Annotated in this window: 15 protein-coding genes; 7 read left to right on the top strand and 8 right to left on the bottom strand. The window is 68.3% G+C overall.

Features of this window, described 5'->3' with window-relative positions:
* Positions 1–3: 3 nt before the first annotated feature.
* The 4 genes from BST17_RS12370 to pdxH form a co-directional block, all read right to left on the bottom strand.
* Positions 4–1,305, bottom strand: a complete 1,302-nt coding sequence (locus BST17_RS12370) for a citrate synthase (RefSeq protein WP_083058219.1) — start codon at positions 1,303–1,305, stop codon at positions 4–6.
* 56 nt (positions 1,306–1,361) lie between these two features.
* A complete protein-coding gene (locus BST17_RS12375) occupies positions 1,362–2,033 on the bottom strand; it encodes a TetR/AcrR family transcriptional regulator (RefSeq protein ID WP_083058220.1) in 672 nt (223 codons plus the stop codon).
* Positions 2,026–2,757: a TetR/AcrR family transcriptional regulator gene (locus tag BST17_RS12380; protein WP_083058222.1), complete on the bottom strand. Its 732-nt coding sequence runs from the start codon at positions 2,755–2,757 to the stop codon at positions 2,026–2,028. Before BST17_RS12380 ends, BST17_RS12375 begins: the two co-directional genes overlap by 8 nt.
* 72 nt (positions 2,758–2,829) lie before the next feature.
* Positions 2,830–3,489: a pyridoxamine 5'-phosphate oxidase gene (gene pdxH, locus BST17_RS12385; protein WP_083058223.1), complete on the bottom strand. Its 660-nt coding sequence runs from the start codon at positions 3,487–3,489 to the stop codon at positions 2,830–2,832.
* A gap of 54 nt (positions 3,490–3,543) precedes the next feature.
* On the opposite strand from pdxH, the gene BST17_RS12390 reads away from it, so the two are divergent.
* The gene (locus BST17_RS12390) at positions 3,544–4,179 is read left to right on the top strand and encodes a maleylpyruvate isomerase family mycothiol-dependent enzyme (protein ID WP_234807651.1); all 636 of its coding nucleotides are present in this window, start codon (positions 3,544–3,546) and stop codon (positions 4,177–4,179) included.
* Positions 4,180–4,279: 100 nt separating this feature from the next.
* Entirely contained in the window at positions 4,280–4,732 is a 453-nt protein-coding gene (locus BST17_RS12395) for a VOC family protein (RefSeq protein WP_083058225.1), read from the top strand.
* On the opposite strand, the gene BST17_RS12400 is transcribed toward BST17_RS12395, so the two are convergent.
* From BST17_RS12400 to BST17_RS12410, 3 genes are all read right to left on the bottom strand, one after another.
* Complete coding sequence (locus BST17_RS12400; RefSeq protein WP_234807652.1) at positions 4,713–7,292, bottom strand: family 1 glycosylhydrolase; 2,580 nt, start codon at positions 7,290–7,292, stop codon at positions 4,713–4,715. The genes BST17_RS12395 and BST17_RS12400 overlap by 20 nt on opposite strands.
* Positions 7,293–7,366: 74 nt before the next feature.
* On the bottom strand, positions 7,367–9,016 hold the full coding sequence (locus BST17_RS12405; protein WP_083058227.1) for an FAD-dependent oxidoreductase: 1,650 nt from the start codon (positions 9,014–9,016) through the stop codon (positions 7,367–7,369).
* A 20-nt stretch (positions 9,017–9,036) separates the two neighbouring features.
* The gene (locus BST17_RS12410) at positions 9,037–10,068 is read right to left on the bottom strand and encodes an AurF N-oxygenase family protein (protein ID WP_083058228.1); all 1,032 of its coding nucleotides are present in this window, start codon (positions 10,066–10,068) and stop codon (positions 9,037–9,039) included.
* A 225-nt stretch (positions 10,069–10,293) separates the two neighbouring features.
* Here BST17_RS12410 and BST17_RS12415 point away from each other — a divergent pair, with 225 nt between their 5' ends.
* From BST17_RS12415 to sepH, 3 genes are all read left to right on the top strand, one after another.
* A complete protein-coding gene (locus BST17_RS12415) occupies positions 10,294–11,289 on the top strand; it encodes an SPFH domain-containing protein (RefSeq protein ID WP_083058230.1) in 996 nt (331 codons plus the stop codon).
* A 24-nt stretch (positions 11,290–11,313) separates the two neighbouring features.
* Positions 11,314–12,420 (top strand): phosphoserine transaminase, encoded by a 1,107-nt coding sequence (serC, locus tag BST17_RS12420; RefSeq protein WP_083058232.1) that lies wholly within the window; start codon positions 11,314–11,316, stop codon positions 12,418–12,420.
* 71 nt (positions 12,421–12,491) lie between these two features.
* Complete coding sequence (sepH, locus tag BST17_RS12425) at positions 12,492–13,424, top strand: septation protein SepH (protein ID WP_083058233.1); 933 nt, start codon at positions 12,492–12,494, stop codon at positions 13,422–13,424.
* Positions 13,425–13,439: 15 nt separating this feature from the next.
* Here sepH and BST17_RS12430 read toward each other — a convergent pair whose 3' ends face one another.
* Positions 13,440–15,122, bottom strand: coding sequence for an HNH endonuclease signature motif containing protein (locus tag BST17_RS12430; RefSeq protein ID WP_083058235.1), 1,683 nt, complete (start codon positions 15,120–15,122; stop codon positions 13,440–13,442).
* 239 nt (positions 15,123–15,361) lie between these two features.
* Here BST17_RS12430 and BST17_RS12435 point away from each other — a divergent pair, with 239 nt between their 5' ends.
* Both BST17_RS12435 and helR read left to right on the top strand, forming a co-directional pair.
* Positions 15,362–16,543, top strand: a complete 1,182-nt coding sequence (locus tag BST17_RS12435; protein ID WP_083058236.1) for a glycosyltransferase — start codon at positions 15,362–15,364, stop codon at positions 16,541–16,543.
* 29 nt (positions 16,544–16,572) lie between these two features.
* Positions 16,573–18,756 (top strand): RNA polymerase recycling motor ATPase HelR, encoded by a 2,184-nt coding sequence (gene helR, locus BST17_RS12440; RefSeq protein WP_083058238.1) that lies wholly within the window; start codon positions 16,573–16,575, stop codon positions 18,754–18,756.
* The last annotated feature ends 14 nt before the right edge of the window (positions 18,757–18,770 follow it).

The following is an 18,770-nucleotide window of genomic DNA, read 5'->3' on the forward strand; positions in this document are numbered from 1 at the left end:
AAGTCAGCGGCCGCCGAGGTCGACGTAGTCGCGCTCGTTGTAACCGGTGTAGATCTGGCGCGGACGGCCGATCTTGCCGGGCTCGGAATGCATCTCACGCCAGTGCGCGATCCAGCCCGGCAACCGGCCGAGGGCGAACAGCACGGTGAACATGCGGGTCGGGAAGCCCATCGCCCGGTAGATCACGCCGGTGTAGTAGTCGACGTTCGGGTAGAGCTTGCGCTCGACGAAGAAGTCGTCGGTCAGCGCGATCTCCTCGAGCTCCTTGGCGATGTCCAGCAGCGGATCGTCGACACCGAGCTTGCCCAGGATCTTGTCGGCCTGCTCCTTGACGATGCGGGCGCGCGGATCGTAGTTCTTGTACACGCGGTGCCCGAAGCCCATGAGCTTCACGCCGTCCTCGCGGTTCTTGACCTTCTTCACGAAGGTCTGCACATCGTCGCCGCCGTCGTGGATCTTGGTCAGCATCTCCAGCACGGCCTGGTTGGCGCCGCCGTGCAGCGGGCCCCACAGCGCGTTGATGCCACCGGAGATCGAGGTGAACAGGTTGGCCTGCGAGGAGCCCACCAGGCGCACCGTCGAGGTCGAGCAGTTCTGCTCGTGATCGGCGTGCAGGATCAGCAGCATGTCGAGGGCCCGAACGATTTCGGGATCCACCTCGTACGGTTCGGCCGGGAAGCCGAACGTCATCCGCAGGAAGTTCTCCACCAGCGTCAGCGAGTTGTCCGGGTACAGGAAGGGCTGTCCCTCGGACTTCTTGTAGGCATACGCCGCGATCGTCGGCAGCTTGGCCAGCAGCCGGATCGTCGACAGCTCGACCTGCTTGTTGTCCAGGGGATCCAGCGAGTCCTGGTAGTAGGCGCTCAACGCGTTCACCGCCGAGCTCAGCACCGGCATCGGGTGCGCGTTGCGCGGGAAGCCGTCGAAGAAGCGCTTGAGATCCTCGTGCAGCAGGGTGTGCCGCTGGATCTGGTTGGTGAACACTTCGAGCTGCTCGGTGGTCGGCAGCTCCCCGTAGATCAGCAGGTAGCTGACCTCGATGAAGGTCGACTTCTCGGCGAGCTGCTCGATCGGGTAGCCCCGGTAGCGCAGGATGCCGGCATCACCGTCGATGTAGGTGATCGCACTCTTGGTCGACGAGGTGTTGACGAACCCGCCGTCGAACGTCGTGTAGCCGGTCTTGGCGAGCAGCGGTCCGAGCGCGATGCCGTCGGAGCCCTCCGTGGCCTTGACGATGTCGAGGTCGATCTGACCGCCCGGATACGACAGCGTGGCTGTCTCGTCAGGGCTGGAGTTGTCGGCCACTTGAACCCCTTCTGTGGTCTGGGCTGCGCGTCACTACTGGACGGTAGTCGCTTACGTTACGTCCCGCCTGCGGGGGGTTCGCCCTCGGGTGCCCCGGTAGTCCACGGCTGCCAGGTACGGACCAGCTGGTCATAGGCCGCCTGGATGCGGGCGGCGATGATCTCCGGCTCGATCGGCGGGTAGCCGGGCGTGCCCAGACCGTAGCAAGCTGTGTTCATCACCACAGTCCAGGTCTCCAGGACCAGGTAGACGGCGTCGTGATCGGTCGACAGGCCCATCCGCCCCGCCACCGCACGCACGGTCGGGAACCGGTCCTTCTGGTCACGGAACGGGATGGCCGTCACGCCCAGGCTCGCCGAGGAGTTGACGATCTGGATCAGCGCCGCCATCCGCTTGAAGATCGCGGTCTCGCTACCGTCCGGTGCGGGCTGTAACGCGGTTAGGTGCGCCCGCAGCATCGCCTCGTACTCGGTGATGTCGCGCGGCAGCTTCTCCAGCTCGTGTGCGACGTAGGCGGCGGTGTCCTCGACGATGGCGATGACGACGGCGTCCTTGGTCGGGAAGTATCGGCTGAATGTCCGCGGGGACACCTCGGCCGCCGCGGCGATCTGTTCGACGGTGGTGTTGTCGTAGCCCTGCCGCTGGCACAACTCGGCCGCGGTGGAGATCAGGTTGGCGCGGGTGCGCAGCTTCTTTCGCTCCCGCAGCCCCTCCGGCTGCTCAGACATTCGCCGGCAGATCGCTCTCGGTGAGGACCTCGACGGCCACGATGGGATCGGTGCCGCCCGCCGCGGGGGCGACCGGGGAGTCGGTGCTGAACAGCTCCCCGGCAAACCCGGCGACGTGTTCGCACGCGCGGTTCAGGCGTTCGACCATGACCAGTGGTCCCAGGGTGACGCCGTCACCATCGGCGACCAGGTCGCCGCACGCGGCAATGATGATGGCGGAGAACAGCGAAACTCCGAGCAGTAGCCCGCGGTCGTCCTTGGGCACGCCCAGCTGTTCGGACAGCGCGGCGATGACGCTGTCGTTACGGAACTCGAATGCGCCCTGCCGCAAGGCATCCGCACCGTTGATGATGCGCAGGATGAGCACGACACGCTCACTGGTCAGCCGTCCGGCCCGGCCGTTCGCAGTCCGGGTGAGCACCGAAACATGCGCAGCCCGCAATGCTTCCACGGGTCCGACGTTGCGGGGCAGCCGCCGCAGCTCGAGCGCGATCTCCTCGGAGAGCTCCTCCAACAGGGTCAGGAAGACCGCTTCCTTGGTGGCGAAGTACCGGCTGTAGGTCCGCGGGGACACCTCGGCCAGCGCGGCGATCTGGTCGACGGTGGTCAGTTCGTAGCCCTGGCGCAGGCACAGTTCGAGCGCGGCATCGATCAGCGTGGTCCGAGTCCGCAGCTTCTTACGTTCGCGCAAACCGAGATCGGTTTCCCTGTTCGCCGCAGCCACAAAGGGATCGTAACCTGCGCACCTGAGAGAGCAGGGGAGGTTTGCCCGTCACCTGCGTCACTTGGTTGTCGGTCAGGGCTGCAGGCGCTCGATGCGGGCGCCACCGTCGGTGACCCGAATCCTGTTATGCACCCGGTTTTCCCGGCCCTGCCAGAACTCCACCACCTCGGGTGCGATCAGATAGCCACCCCAGTTGGGCGGCACCGGAACCGCGTCCGAGTCGGCGAAACGTGCCGTGACATCGGCAAGTTGGTCCATCAACACGGCGCGCGACGCGATCGGCTGGGACTGGTGCGACGCCCACGCACCCAGCTGCGAGCCGCGCGGACGCTTGGACCAGTAGTCGGCGGTGTCGGATTCGGGGACCTTGACCACCGGCCCGCGCACATGGATCTGACGCCCCAGCGCGTACCACGGGAAGGTTGCCGAGGCATACGGTTGTATTGCCAGCTGCTCACCCTTGGCCGAGTCGTAATTGGTGTAGAAGGTGACGCCCTCGGGGCCCACGCTCTTGCACAGCACGGTCCGGGTGACGGGTCGGCCCTGTGCGTCGACGGTCCCCACCACCATCGCGTTGGGCTCGGCCAGGCCGGCGGTGCGGGCATCGGAGAGCCAGCGATCGAACAGCGGCAACCACCCGTCGGCAAGCCAGTCGGCGTCCAGGTCCGCGCTGCCGTCCTTCTCCACCGATCCGTATTCGGCACGCATCCGCGCCAGGTCTTCGCGCTCCATGGCCGAAACGGTACGCGCCCGGTGTCATCGCGCCGATGGTGCGAGAATCTGGACATGACAGAGCGGTCAGGCGTGCCGGCGGAGTCCATGACGGTGTTCGCCTCGGCCGCGCGGTCTTTCGAGCAGCTGGTCGGATCGCTCGGCGCCGCGGACTGGGCCGGCCCCGGGCTGGGCGACTGGGATCTGCGGTCGCTGGTCGGGCACACCTCCCGCTCGCTGGTCACGGTGATCGACTACCTCGGCCAACCCGCCCCGACCGGGGAACTGGTCGACGCGGTGCAGTACTACCTCGCCGTGCGCGAATTCGGCGCCACCGCCGGTGCCGAGGCCGTCAATGAACGCGGCCGACAGGCCGGGCGCGATCTCGGCGAGGACCCGGCGGCGGCCGTCTCGGCGTTGGTGGACCGGGCGTTGGCCGATGTCGAGGCCGCCGGGGATCCGGCCATCGCGGTGATCGGCGGGATCGGCATCGTGTTGTCGGAGTACCTGCAGACCCGCATCTTCGAGCTCGCCGTGCACGGTCTGGACATTGCCCGCGCCACCGGCACCGACTACGTTCCGCCCGCCGAGGTGCTCGAGGCGGCCGCGGCGCTGTCGGCCCGGATCGCGGTGCGGTCCGGCCAGGGCCCGCAACTGCTGCTGACGCTGACCGGCCGGGCGGCGCTGCCCACCGGGTACTCGGTGGTCTGACAGCGGTCGTCTGCCGGCGGCGGGCCGCGCGATGAGAACCGGGCGGTGTACCGGTCTATAGGAGCGTCAGCTTTCGTCCGGACCCCACCAAGGAGAACCCATGGCCATCGAAGTCACCCCCGCCGTCCTGCCGCACCTCGTCGTCGACGACGGTGCCGCCGCCATCGACTTCTATGTCAAGGCGTTCGGCGCCACCGAACTCGGCCGCATGCCCGGCCCGGACGGGCGGCTGGTGCACGCCGCCGTGCAGATCAACGGGTCGACCGTGATGCTCGCCGATGACTATCCCGAATACTGCGACGGGCAGTCCGAGACCCCGAAGGGGCTCGGCGGCACCCCGGTCACCATTCACCTCGTCGTCACCGACGCCGACACCGCCTTCGCCAAGGCCGTCGACGCCGGGGCCGAGGTGGTGATGCCGCTCGATGACATGTTCTGGGGCGACCGCTACGGCGTCGTACGGGACCCGTTCGGGCACAAGTGGTCCATGGGACAGCCGGTGCGCGAGGTCAGCGACGCCGAACTCCAGCAGGCTATGCAGGAATTCCCGTGACGCCGGGCAGGTAGCGCCCCAACAGGCCCGCCGGCAGCGCATTGGCGTCGGTGATCTGGCTGATCGCCGAGATGCTGGCGGGCTTGGGGGTGCGCTCCAGTTCCGGGGTACTCGGGTCGGAGCCGTAGAGCCCGAACTGCAGGTGGTATCCGTCGGCCCATTCCAGGTTGTCGACGAACGACCAGTAGGTGTAGCCGCGGATATCGGTGCCGTGCGCCACCATGTCCTGCACGACGGAGATGTGGTTGACGATGTAGCCCGGGCGTTTGGTGTCATCGTCGTCGGCGACACCGTTCTCGGTGATCCACAACGGCTTTCCGTAGGAAGCCGCGACCTCCAGCACCTCCCGAAAGCCACCTGGGTCGATCGGCTGGTTGAAATCGCTGCAGGTCTGCTCGGAGGCCTGGCACCGGAACGGGATGCCCTGCAGGAAGTGGAACCCGGGCACCGGGGCGAATCCGAAGCCGCCCATCGGCTGGGACCCGTAGTACTGCACGCCCATGAAGTCGACCTTGTCGGCGAATCCGGGGCGCAGCTCGTCGGCGGTCTTCTTGCCGTCGAAGTCCAGATCCAGCCAGCCGTCGATCACGGCGTTGGGGAACCACTCGTTGAACACCCGGTTCCAGGCGTCCGCCGCGGCGACGTCCTGCGGGTTCACCGGGTTGGCCGGTCGGGCCGGGACCATGTTGTTGGCGAACCCGACGAAGGCATCGGCGTCGTATCGGTGAATGGCGTCGTAGGCCGCGACGTGCCCCTTGGCCTCGTTGACCAGGAACCGGACCGCCAGATCGGGCCGCAGCACCCCGGGCGGCCAGCTCGGCACCAGGCCCGGGATGGACAGGAACTCGGTCATGATCGGCGGGACGGGTTCGTTGAGGGTCACCCAGTTGTCCACCTGGTCGCCGTAGGTCCAGGCCAGATAGGCGGCGTACTTCTCGAATTCCACCGGGGTCTCGGCCGACAGCCAGCCGGCCCGTTGCACGGGTAGCCCGAGCTGGATGAGCGGACGGGCCGTCACCGGATCGTGGATCCACAGCGGCAGCGTGAAATGGTTCACGGTCACCAGCGGCTCCAGGCCGTGCGCCCGCAGGGAATCGAAGACGGCGCGGTAGTGCGCCACCTCATCCTGATCTGCCAACGCGTGCAGCGCCTGCAGGTCGGCGAGGCTGACACCGCCACCTTCGTCGGTGATGTCGATGGCCGCCGTCGAGTTCGGGAAGATCCGGCTCCACTCGATGGACATCCGGAAGGTGTTCATGCCCAGCTCGTTTCGGGCCAGCTCGGCATCGGAGTCGTAGGACACGTAGGTGCCCGGCCCGTTCTCCGGGACACCGTTGGTCAGGCCGAGGGCCTGATTGATGGGATGGTGCACCCACTTGTACCAGTCGGAGTTGGGGTCCACCGGCGAGCCGGGGCCACCCTCGGCCTGGAAGCCGGCATGGGCGACGCCCCAATGGAAGTCGTCCGGGAAGGTCAGGTCGACGCCCTCGACCGGGTCGACCGTGACGGTGATGGTCGTGGCCTTGGCGTGTCCGCCGCCCGGGTTGAGCAGATGACCGATGATCGGGACGTGCTGCAGGAAGCCGAGCGGGCCGTGCCAGTGCACACCGGCGCGTTCGTCGGAGACGACGACGGTGAAGGAGTCGGTGCCGCCGGTCGCGGCCATCGCATTCATCGGCCGGTAGACGAAATTGCCGGTGTCCTGGTCGATCACGACGGTGCCACCGTTGGCCGGGCGGCCGATCACGGTGTAGGTCAGCGGGTCACCGTCGGGATCGGTGGCGCCCACGTTGCCGGTGACGAGGCCGGTGCTGGTCTGGGTGGTCTGACCCGAGTAGTCGATGCGCGGGCCGCCATTGAAGAACTCGCGGCGCACGAAGGCCAGCACCGCCCACAGTGACGGCGGGCCGGTCGGCCCCGCGGGCAACCCCGCGGCGAATGGGCTGAGCACGGCACCGACGACACTGCGCACCAGATTTGCGACGTACCGCACCGTGGTCGCCGGGTTGGGCAGGGTCGAGGTCCACCTGGCCTTGGGCGCCACCGCGGTCGGGGTCGCGACGCCGGGTACGGCGGCCGCGGCGACCACTCCGGCTTCCGCGCCGTCCATACCGGTGGCCGGCGCGGGTTCGGGTGCGGTTGCGGTCGGGGCGGATGTGCGGGCGGCGGCGCGGGCCGGAGCCTGGGCGCGACGGGCCTCGGCCACCCGGGCGACGCTGCGCGGAGCGATCCGGGCGCTCCGGCGCTCGGGTGTGCTCAGCAGCGGGGACGCCGCGTCGGTGGCGGTGTCGTCGGTGTCCTCGGCAGCGGTGTCGTCGGGCGATTCGGCCGAGACCCCTGTCCCCTCTGCGCTTTCCGTGCTTTCCGAAGCGTCGGTGTCGGAAGACTCGGTGTCGGAAGACTCGCTGCCGGAAGTGCCGTCAGGCGTCCGCGTTGCGCCGGACTCCCCCGGATCCGCAGCGCCCTGGGATCCCCGGCTGTCCGCGGCAGGCGTATCCGCCCACGCGATGCCCGGTGACCCGGCTCCCGCAGCCGTCCAGATGCCGACCACCAACGCCACGCCTGCCACCCGACCACAACGCATGCATTGTCGTATACACGCTCGGTCGGGTCGGCGACCCTATTTCGCGGGTCTCAGTGCCGCAGACCCGCGAGCAGACGACGGCCCAGGGAGGGTCGCGGCGCCGTCGCCGCGGCGGCCAGCATGTCGGCCACCTCGGTGAACTTGTCGCGCGGTCGCAAACCGCCCCCGCGGGCGATCTCCGCCGCATCGATGGCACGCCAGCCCGCGGCGTCAACAACCGCGGGCTGGCGGCCTCGGACCAGCTTGTCCAGCGCCGCCGGCCTGTGTTCCGGGTCGCCGAGCTGTCCTCGGTTGTAGTCCTGCACAAGATGGCGCACGGTTTCGGCCGCGCACGACTTGTTCGTTCCGATGAAGCCGGTGGGGCCGCGCTTGATCCAGCCGGCCACATAGGCGCCCGGCGCGCCGGTCACGCGGCCGCCGTCGTTGGGCACCACGGCCGCGGTCTCGTCGAACGGCAGCTCCGCGATCGCCTTGCCGCGGTAGCCGATGGAGGTCAGTACCATGCCCGCGTCCAGCACGGTGGCGCCGGTCCCGCCGAACTCGATACCGGTGACGCGTTCGCCGCCGAGCACGCGCTGTGGTGTCACGTTGTAGGCCAACCGGATCCGCGGCCGGGTGATCGGCGCTGCGGCGTCACCCAGCTTGGCCAGGATCTCCAGTTTGTTGCGGGTCAGCGCATCAGTGACGGTCGCCAGGTCGGCGACCACCTGCTGGTGGTCGGCCGCATCGAGAACCACATCGCAGGCCGCGGTCAGACCGATCAGCTCCGGGAGGGTGAAGGCCGAGAACTGCGGCCCGCGTCGGGCGGCGATGACGACTTCCTGCACGTTGGAGGCACGCAACGCATCCAGCGCATGGTCGGCGATATCGGTGCGCGCCAAATGATCCGGATCGGAGGTCAGGATGCGCGCCACGTCCAGGGCGACATTGCCGTTGCCGACGATGACCACGCGTTCGTGGCTGAGGTCGACAGTCAGATCGGTGAAGTCGGGATGGCCGTTGAACCACGCCACCACCTCGGTGGCGGTACCGGTTCCCGGTAGGTTCATCCCCTCGATGTCGAGGCGACGATCGTTGGGCGCACCGACGGCGTAGAGCACCGCGTGGTGGTGTTCCAACAGGTCGGCATGCGAAATATGACTGCCCACCTCGACATTGAGGTACAGCGTGAGGCCGTCCTGCTCGACCATCCGATCGAAGAGCTTGGTGACCCGCTTGGTGCTCTGGTGATCGGGCGCGACGCCGGCCCTGACCAGGCCGTAGGGCGTCGGCAGCTTCTCGAACATGTTCACCCGGACCCCTCGCTGGGTGAGCAGTTCGTCGGCTGCGTACATGGCCGCCGGCCCGGAACCGACGATCGCGACCGTCAGCGGAGTCTTGCGCGGTTCGATCCGCGGCGCCTCCAGCACCGGCGCCAACTTCGACGTCGGCGGGATCCTGCCCTCACGCTTGGGATAGAACGCCGCGTTGAGTTCGATGAACGGCAACTGATTGTCGGTCAGCTTGCTGTCCGGCGAGATCGCCCCGACCGGACAGGCCGACACACAGGCGCCGCAGTCCACGCAGGCAAGCGGATCGATGTAGAGCATCTCCGCGGTCGCGAAGCCCGGCTCATCCGGTGAGGGATGGATGCAGTTGACCGGACACGCATAGACACAGGACCCGTCGCTGCAACACGACTGGGTGACGACGTGAGGCATCCTCTTCTACCGGCGCCGCGTCAGGAGGCGACCGCGACCAGGTGCTCGCGCGCGGGCTCGCTGCGGTAGCGGGCCGGCGGGCCGTCGATCTTGCAGATCTTCCACACCAGTTTCGCGATGGGGTTCATCAGACCGGTGTCGTGGCACAGCATGCGCACGTCAGAGAACATGTTGCGCAAGAACATCCGCGATTCGGGGGCGGAGAAGAAGATCTCCTTGCGCACCGAACGCGGGATGTCGAATTCCTTCCAGAACTCGCGCGGCGGCACCACGATGGCCGAACACAGGATGCGCATGGTCAGCGGCACGAAGATCGACAGCATCCAGCGCTGCTTGCGGCGCAGGGCGGGGACCCGCTTGTGCAGGTACTGGTGGGCGAACGAGATGTGCCGGGCTTCCTCGGCCACATGGATCGCCATGACGCGCTCCATGATCGGATGTAGGGCCTTGCCCTCTCGCAGCACGTTCTTCTGGGTGTGGTCGATGGGCTCCTCGCCGGCGAGCACGCCGAAGAAAAACGGGATGGGGAACGGTCCGGCGGCCAGCGGGATCAGCGGCTGCAGCCACTTGAGCAGCTTGGGCATGCCCGGAACGTCCACGCCCATCCGGTTGACCATCTCCTGGAACATCAGGGTGTGGTTGCACTCCTCGACCGACTCGTGCAGGCAGTAGCGGTACTCCGGCGAGCCGTTGGGCACCCAGAACGAGTACTCCATCAGGCCGCGGATGAGGATGTTCTCGAAGTGCAGGCCGACCTTGGCGACGTTGGCCTGGCGCCACATGCCGATCTCGATCTGCCGGTCGACGGGCTGGGCCTGGTACCACGGGTGGCCACCGATCGGGTCGGTCGCCGGCAGGATCCACCGCTCGTCGTTGGGGATCACCGCGAACTCCGGCGAGTCCCACTCGATATCGTTGAACGGGTTGAAGCTGCGCCGCACCGATCCCTCGGACAGCGTCTCCAGCATCTCGACGTACTCGGTGTCGTCCCGGACGTCCATGTTCTTGCGCCAACGCTGAATGACGCGAGTCCTGGCTTCCTTGACCGCCATGTCGAGGCCTCCTTGCCCTGCCGTGGGGTTTACATTCGATCGCTCGATGTCTAAGGACAGTACCCGCGGTCCCAGTAAATAAACAGGGCCTTCGGCCAGCTGTGCGGTAGCCGCGTTATCTGGGTCACATGTGACCGCCGTCACGTCAATCTGCGCCTCGCACGGCAAAATTGACACCGATCTGGCTAAGATTCGCCCGTCACTCTCAGGGGACGGGGAACGCTCATGAGTACAAAGAAACGGTTCGACATCACCGGCACGACACCGTCGACCGGTGGCAGGAAGAAAAAGTTCGTCCTGATCGGTGTCGCGACGGTCTTCGTGGTCATCGGCGCGATCATCCTGTCCTCCTGCGCCACCCAGATCGGACCGGGCCAGACCGCGGTCAAGGTCGACGACTACCTACTGGTTCCGGCCGACCCCAAGGTCGACGGTTGCATCGAGCCGGAGACCTCGGCGTTCAACCCGCCGGGCGGATTCAAGGCCTATCGCTACCCGTCCCGGCAGATCAGCTGGGATGCCACCGGCAGCCCCGACTCCGAGGCCGACCCGACGATCGTCGTCTCCAATGCGACCGCTCCCGCCGAACTCCGGGTGCCCGTCGTCATCACCTTCGACCTGACCAACGACTGCACCATGCTGATGGATTTCCACCGAGACTTCGGCACCAAATACCAAGGGTGGCTGGACAACGACGGTCTGGTCACCACCGGCTGGGTCAACCTGCTGCGCTACGTCATCGGCCAGCCCGCCGAGCAGGTGCTGATCAGCGTCGCGCAGAAGTACACCTGGCGCGAGATCTGGAATGACGAGAAGGTCCGCATCGAATTCCAGAATGCGCTGCGTGAGGCGCTGCCCGGGGCGTCCCGTGCGCGCACCGACGGGCGGGAGTTCTTCACCAACTTCCAGGTGACGGTGATGAAGCCCGACCCCGTCGACGAGGGACTGAAGAACGCGATCATCGCCGAGCAGAAGGCCATCGCCGATGCCCGCGCCGCCGAGGCCAAGGGCGTGGCCGACGCGAACGCCGCCCGGGCCAAGGCCGAGGCGGACCGCGCCGCGGCCCAGGCGCAGACCGAACTGGCCCGTCAGGTCGCGCTGCAGAAGCAGGCCGAGATCGCCGGCTACCCGAATGTCGAGGCGTACCTGCGGGCGCTGGCGATCGAGAACGGGCAGAACCCGTACCAGCCGACGTACGTGGTGCCGCAGGCTCAGGGCTGACCCCGGACCGATAATCTGAGCGGCATGGCCGAACTGACGATCCCTGCCGACATCAAGCCGAACGACGGACGATTCGGCTGCGGACCGTCCAAGGTACGGCCCGAGCAGCTGGCCGCGCTGGCCGCCGCGGGTGATCTGTTCGGCACCTCGCACCGGCAGGCCCCGGTGAAGAATCTGGTCGGCCGGGTGCGCGACGGGCTGCGGCAGCTGTTCGCACTGCCCGACGGCTACGAGGTCATCCTGGGCAACGGTGGCTCGACCGCATTCTGGGACGCCGCCGCGTTCGGGCTGGTCGACAAGCGCTCGCTGCACCTGACCTACGGCGAGTTCAGCGCGAAGTTCGCCTCGTGCGTGGCCAAGAACCCGTTCGTCGGCGATCCGATCGTCATCAAGACCGACCCGGGCACCGCCCCGGAACCGGTGTCGGATCCGTCGGTGGACGTGGTGGCCTGGGCGCACAACGAGACCTCGACCGGTGTCGCGGTGCCGGTGCAGCGACCCGACGGCGACGCGCTGGTGCTCATCGATGCCACGTCGGCCGCCGGGGGGCTGCCCGTCGACATCCGCGACACCGATGCCTACTACTTCGCGCCGCAGAAGAACTTCGCCGGTGACGGTGGCCTGTGGATCGCCGTGCTGTCGCCGGCGGCGCTGGCCCGTATCGACGCGATCGCGTCGAGTGGACGGTGGGTGCCGGACTTCCTGTCGCTTCCCATCGCGGTGGAGAACAGCCTGAAGAACCAGACCTACAACACCCCGGCCGTCGGCACGCTGATCCTGATGGCCGAGCAGCTGGACTGGCTCAACGGCAACGGCGGCCTGGACTGGGCGGTCAAGCGGACCGCCGATTCGTCGCAGCGGCTGTACTCGTGGGCCGAGGCCTCCGAGTTCGCGACGCCGTTCGTAGCCGATCCGGCGCTGCGCTCACAGGTCGTGGGCACCATCGATTTCAACGACGATGTCGACGCCGCCGCAGTGGCCAAGGTGCTGCGCGCCAACGGCATCGTCGACACCGAGCCCTACCGCAAACTCGGCCGCAACCAGCTGCGCGTCGCCATGTTCCCGGCCATCGATCCCGAGGACGTGACCGCGCTGACGAAGTGCGTCGATTGGGTCGTCGCGAACCTCTGAGCCCGCCGGCCTCCAGCGTGTCTGCGCGGTAACGGACGGATAACAACGTAGGGTGCGCCAAGGAGGTCACTATGCGGGAACTCAAGGTCGTCGGTCTGGATGTGGACGGCAAACGAATCATCTGCGAGGCCCCCGACTCCGGTGACAACTTCGCCATTCGCGTCGACAATCGCCTGCGCGCCGCCGTACGCGGCGACAAGGCGGCCTCCAACCAAACCGAGATCGAGGTCGAGGTGAATCCAGGGCTGCGTCCCAAGGAGATCCAGTCCCGGATCCGTGCCGGCGCATCGGTCGAGCAGGTGGCCGCGATCGCCGGTGAGGACATCGACCGGATCCGCCGCTTCGCCAGCCCGGTGCTGCTGGAGCGTGCGCGTGCAGCCGAGCTGGCCACCGCCGCGCATCCGGTGCTGGCCGACGGCCCGTCGGTGCTGACCCTGCTGGAGACCGTGACCACCGCGATGATCAAGCGGGGCCTGGATCCGAATGCGACGAGCTGGGACGCCTGGCGCAACGAGGATGGTCGGTGGACCGTTCAGCTGGCCTGGAAGGCCGGCCGCTCGGATCTGCAGGCGCATTTCCGGTTCACCCCCGGATCGCATGGCGGCACCGTGGTGGCCTTCGATGACAGCGCCTCCGAGCTGATCGATCCCAACTTCGCACCGCGGCCGTTGCGTCCGGTGGCCGCCGTCGCGCAGCTGGACTTCGAGACGCCCGCCGCCGCGCCGGTTCCCGGACCGGTGACCCCGCCGGTTCCTGCTCCGGCCGCCGCCCAGCCTCCGGTTACCCAGCCGCCCGCCGCACAGCAGACGGTTGAGCCGACTCCCCCGCCGGCCGCGCAGCCCGAGCCCGTTGTGGCCCAGGATGAGCCGGCCGCTGCCCAGTCCGAGTCGGCGGCCGACGCCGAGCCCGCGGCGCCCAAGCCGCGTCGCGCCCGCAAGGCCAAGCCGTCGGTGCCCGCGTGGGAAGACGTGCTGCTGGGCGTGCGCTCCGGCAGCCAGCGCTGACCTGCACTCACATCCCTAGAACGGCGGGTCGCCGTCGAGGGCGATCTGTAGTGCGTTGCGAGCACGTTCGGCGTTGATGCGGTATTCGCGGTCCTGTTTTCGGGTGCGTTGTCGCGTGGGCAGGGTGGGCTCACGGTCATCGTGGTCGATGAGGCTGATATGTCGGGTCCTCGGTATGGCGGTCCGAATGGTGTTGTGCGGGAACAGAACTGACGCCAGCGGCCTGGTGGTGTACGTGTGACCGGTGGGTGCCGTCCACGTCGTCGAGCCGTCCGCGTGGGCGGCTGGTGCCCAGCCGGTGTTCAGGGTCTTGATGAGGTGATGCTCGCGGCAGTAGGGCCGCAGATTGCCGGGGTGGGTGGCGCCGGCCGGCCACGGGGTGAGGTGGTCGAGATCGGCTTTGTGCGCGGGTCGCCCGCAGCCGGGGAAGGCGCACGTCATGGCGGTCATCCGGACGTATGCCGAGAGCTTGGCCGACGGGCGGTATCGGTTTTCGGAGCCCAGCTCGGCGGGATTACTCAGGGGCCGGACTTTCGCGCCGGTGTTGATGAGTTCGGTGAGCAGGTGGGCCGGAATGATGGCGCCATCCAAGGAGATGCCGGCTCCGGCACCGGGCGGGGTGGACCGCGCTGCGGGTGCGGCCGGTGGCCTTTCGGGCGTGGGTGTGGTCGGCGGACCCGGGTGCACGGGTCTGCCGGCTGCTGCCGGTCCGGGGGTTTGTGCCGCCGGTGCAGCAGGTGGCCGTGATGGGGCTTCGGTGCCCGGCTCGGCTGCAGGTTCATCAGGGCCTTCTGCTTCCGGCGCCGCTTCGTCTCGGGTGTCTTCGGGTGTGGATGGTGCCGGCCCGTCCGGCCCGGGTCCCGTCGCGGGCTCGGCACCCTCTCCGGCGTCGGGATTCTGACCGGTAAGCACGTAGATGGTGACCGCGCCCGACCGCGGGTCTTTGCCCGAGCCGGCGCAACTGCTGTCACCGCACAGGCAGGTGAGCCGGTCAGCGCCGGCTGCCAACGCGGCGATGGCGTCGACGCGGCGTTCCCGTTTGGTGCGGGGATCGTTGGCGCAGACGCCGTCGGCCAACTCATCGGCGCGGGCATCGGTGATCTTGGCGTCGGTGGTGCGCATCCGCCCCCAGAAGGACACGACACCGTCGGGGTCGTCCTTGTCACCGAATTCGATGTAGCGGTCCTTGGCCGCAGTCTTGGACCGGATGACCGCCAGCGGATCGTATTTGTGGACCCAGAAGTCGACGGCCGCGGTCAGCGCGTTCTCCGACAGCATGCCGAACCCGTGGGCGTTCTCGGCAATCCCGGCATCGATCGAGGCCAACGCGTCAGGGTCGGTGACCAGATGGGTGCGCCAGGTGATCGCGCTGATCACCTTGGCCGAGATCGCCCCGGTGCCGAACACGGCCGCGGTCCGCGGCAGCCGCTCACGCAGCGCGACCCCGATGCGCATCTGGGTGTTGGCGCCGTGCGGCCCGAGGTTGCAGGCCGCGCCGACCTGGGCCTTGGCGTGGGCCCAGCCGTCGATCAGCTTCAATGCCGAGGCGTCATCCTCGTCATCGCACCAGCGGGCGGTGGCCTCGGCGATCAACGCCAACCGGCGCGCGGCGGCCGCCGCCTCGGCCTGCGTCTCGGCGGTGATCGCGGACGTCAGCGCCTCGTCGCTGAGCCCCCGCAGTGCCGAACGTTCGAACATGTGTTCTATAGTACTCAGGGTGCCGACAAGTGCTTTTGGGTTCCAAATCCCCAGGTCAAAGGGTCGGAAGACGCGGCATCGCAATCAAGCCGCCCAGCGATGACACCCGCGCCGCGCACAAAAAAAGGGAAGGCATGTCGCCTTCCCCCTCTCACTTTACCGCGCACCCCGGGGCTTGCGGCAAGGCCCCGGGGATGCCGCAGTATCGCTGTCCTCGAACACAATTCAGGGGGAAACACGTGCGCGTACTGCTCTACACATTCGGCTCTCGCGGGGATATCGAGCCGCTGCTGGCCCTGGCCATCGCACTGCGTGAACAGGGTGCCGACGCCGTGTTCTGTGCGCCGCCGGACTTCGCCGAGTTCCTCGCCGCCCACGACATGGACCACATACCCACCGGCCCGTCGGTGCATGAACTGGTCCACGTCCGCAAGGCCACCCATGCGGACGCGCCGGCTCTGGCCGCGGAACTGGTCGCCACCCAGTTCGGCACGCTGCGCACCGCGCAGTGGTGCGACGCCATCGTCGGCACCGGTCTGATGCCGGCGGGTATGCGTTCGGTGGCCGAACTGGCCGGAATTCCGTACATCTGCGCGGTGTTGACCCCGCACGTGCTGCCCTCACCGCATCACCGTCCGTTACCGCGGCCGGGTAAGCCGTTCCCGGAGGGCCTCACCGACAATGCCCGGCTGTGGGAGCTGGATGCCGAGAAGGTGCAGGTCCTCTATGGCCCGGCCGTCAACGAGCATCGCGCGAAGGCCGGTCTCGAGCCGGTGCCCGACGTCCGCGACCACACCTTCACCGACACCCCGTGGCTGGCCGTCGACCCGGTGCTCTGCCCGTGGCCGCCGGCACCGAACATTCATCCGGTCCAGACCGGCGCCTGGATCACACCCGACCACCGGCCGCTGCCCGGTGACCTGCAGGCGTTCCTGGACGACGGACCCGAACCCGTCTACGCCGGTTTCGGCAGTGTGACCGCGCCCGAGAATGCCGCCCGCACCGCCATCGAGGCCATCCGCAGCCACGGCCGGCGCATCGTGCTGGGCAGCGGCTGGGCCGGTCTGACGAGCACCGACGCGGACTGCTTCGTGGTCGGCGAGGTCAACCAGCAGGCGCTGTTCGGCCGCGTCGCGGCGGTCATCCACCACGGCGGTGCGGGTACCACCACCACGGCCGCGGCGGCCGGCGTCCCACAGGTGGTGGTGCCGCAGATCGTCGATCAGCCGTACTTCGCCCGTCGCGTCGCCGAGCTGGGGGTCGGCGCCGCCCACGACGGACCCGCGCCGACGGTGAACACACTCGCCGAAGCGCTTACGCTGGTACTGCACCCCGAGATGCGCGTCCGCGCGAGCGCACTCGCCCGCACCATCGACACCGACGGAGCGAGCACCGCCGCGGAGATGCTGCTGAACGCGTGACAGAAACTATTCGAATCAACAAGGGGCACATGACTTCCCACGAGTACGAAGCGGAACTGCTCGCCGAGCGGCAGTACGTCGCCGCTCTCTACGCACGACTGGACAACGAGCGCAAACGGGCCGACGAGCGCTACCGCGCCGCGCTGCGCGGTGATATCGACAAACAGGACGGCGCGACGCTGGTGCAGCGGGACGCCGATGTGCGCGCACTGGCCGGCGAGGTCAGCCGCCTCGACGTGGCCGACAGCGGACTGTGCTTCGGCCAACTGGAGAGCACCGAGGGTGAGCGGTCCTATATCGGCCGGATCGGGTTGTTCGACAATGCGAACGACTACGAACCGCTGCTGCTGGATTGGCGCGCACCCGCCGCGCGCGCGTTCTACGTCGCCACCGCCGCGCACCCCGAAGGCATGCGGCGGCGCCGCCAGTTCCACACCCGCGGGCGCGATGTCCTGGACTTCACCGACGAGGTTCTCGGCCGGCCCGGTCCGGACGGCGGGCTCGAAACCTCCAGCGATGCCGCTTTGCTGGCCGCGGTCAACGCCCCGCGCACCGAGGGCATGAGCGATATCGTCGCCACCATCCAGGCCGAGCAGGACGAGATCATCCGGCTCGAACACCCCGGCGTCCTGGTCATCGAGGGCGGGCCGGGCACCGGCAAGACCGTCGTCGCGCTGCACCGCGTCGCCTACCTGCTCTACACCCAGCGGGAGCGGATGGAACGCCACGGTGTGTTGGTCATCGGCCCGAGCCCGGCGTTTCTCAACCATGTGGGCCGGGTGTTGCCCTCCCTCGGCGAGACCAACGTGGTGTTCCTGACCACCGGCGAGCTGTTCCCCGGTGTCCGCACCACGGCCGAGGACAGCCCGGAGGCCGCCCGGATCAAGGGCTCCCTGAGCATGCTGGACATCCTCAAAGCCGCGATCGCCGACCGGCAGCGCACCCCCGAGGAGCCGCTGGAGATCAAGCTGGCCGATGTCACGGTGGCCATCAACGCCGAGACCGCCGAATGGGCCATCCAGGAGGCACGCGAGACCGGGCTGCCGCACAACGATGCCCGCACCACCTTCGTCGACGTCATCACCTGGGTGCTCACCGAGCGGGCGATCGCGCGGATCGGCAAGGGGTGGCTGAGCCGTGAGGACAAGCAGGCCTGGGAGCACCTGCGTTCGGAGTTGCTCGACGAACTCGACGACCACGAGGGCCTGGCCAAGGCGCTGAACCAGTTGTGGCCCGAGCTCACCCCGCAGGCGCTGCTGTCCGGCCTCTACGAATCGCCGCAGCGCCTGGCCGCCGCCGGGGCCGACCAGGCGTTGTACCGCGCCGACGGCGCCGCCTGGACGGTCGCCGATGTGCCGCTGCTCGACGAACTGGTCGACCTGCTGGGCGGGATCAAGGTCGACCAGGCCGCCGAGCGAGAACGCCAGGAGGAACAGGCCTACGCCGCCGGCGTGCTCGACCTGATGGTGGCCCGCGAGGACCTGATGGACGACGAGGACCATCTGATCGCCGCGGACCTGATCGACGCCGAGGAGCTCGCCGACCGGTTCACCGAGCGCGACACCCGTGATCTCGCCGAGCGCGCCGCCGCCGACCGGGAGTGGACCTACCGCCACGTCGTCGTCGACGAGGCGCAGGAGCTGTCCGAGATGGACTGGCGGGTACTGATGCGGCGCTGCCCCAGCCGGTCGTTCACGATCGTCGGCGACCTGGCGCAACGGCGCAGCGCGGCGGGCGCCACCGCGTGGGCCGACATGCTCAAGCCCTACGCCGCCGACCGCTGGGTCTACCGGCCGCTGACCGTCAACTACCGCACCCCGGCCGAGATCATGGCCGTTGCGGCCGCGGTGCTCGCGGAGTTCGCGCCGACCGTGCAGCCGCCGGAATCGGTGCGGCCCTGCGGGGTGCAGCCGTGGGCCAGGCAGGTATCCGAGGGCGAACTCGCCTCGGCCATCCAGGATTTCATCGACGAGGAGGCCACCCGCGAGGGCACCAGCGTGGTCATCGGGCCGCCCGGCATACCCGGCACGGTGACCGCCGCGCACACCAAGGGCCTGGAATTCGACGCCGTGCTGGTGGTCGCACCCGAGCAGATCCTGGCCGACGGGCCGCGCGGTGCGGCCGAGCTGTACGTCGCGCTGACCCGGGCCACCCAACGCCTGGGGGTGCTGCACCTCGGTGCGCTGCCGCCGGCGCTGGAGCTCTTGACCTGAACGGTCATTGAGGT

The organism is Mycolicibacterium bacteremicum (assembly GCF_002086115.1).
GTDB lineage: Bacteria > Actinomycetota > Actinomycetes > Mycobacteriales > Mycobacteriaceae > Mycobacterium > Mycobacterium bacteremicum.

Bases quoted from the DNA above. Each gene is read 5' to 3' on its own strand.
- sepH (WP_083058233.1), top strand. From the start codon at position 12,492: ATGCGGGAACTCAAGGTCGTCGGTCTGGATGTGGACGGCAAACGAATC.
- BST17_RS12390 (WP_234807651.1), top strand. From the start codon at position 3,544: ATGACAGAGCGGTCAGGCGTGCCGGCGGAGTCCATGACGGTGTTCGCC.
- serC (WP_083058232.1), top strand. From the start codon at position 11,314: ATGGCCGAACTGACGATCCCTGCCGACATCAAGCCGAACGACGGACGA.
- pdxH (WP_083058223.1), bottom strand. From the start codon at position 3,489: ATGGAGCGCGAAGACCTGGCGCGGATGCGTGCCGAATACGGATCGGTG.
- BST17_RS12410 (WP_083058228.1), bottom strand. From the start codon at position 10,068: ATGGCGGTCAAGGAAGCCAGGACTCGCGTCATTCAGCGTTGGCGCAAG.
- BST17_RS12375 (WP_083058220.1), bottom strand. From the start codon at position 2,033: ATGTCTGAGCAGCCGGAGGGGCTGCGGGAGCGAAAGAAGCTGCGCACC.
- BST17_RS12405 (WP_083058227.1), bottom strand. From the start codon at position 9,016: ATGCCTCACGTCGTCACCCAGTCGTGTTGCAGCGACGGGTCCTGTGTC.
- BST17_RS12415 (WP_083058230.1), top strand. From the start codon at position 10,294: ATGAGTACAAAGAAACGGTTCGACATCACCGGCACGACACCGTCGACC.
- BST17_RS12395 (WP_083058225.1), top strand. From the start codon at position 4,280: ATGGCCATCGAAGTCACCCCCGCCGTCCTGCCGCACCTCGTCGTCGAC.
- BST17_RS12430 (WP_083058235.1), bottom strand. From the start codon at position 15,122: ATGTTCGAACGTTCGGCACTGCGGGGGCTCAGCGACGAGGCGCTGACG.
- helR (WP_083058238.1), top strand. From the start codon at position 16,573: ATGACTTCCCACGAGTACGAAGCGGAACTGCTCGCCGAGCGGCAGTAC.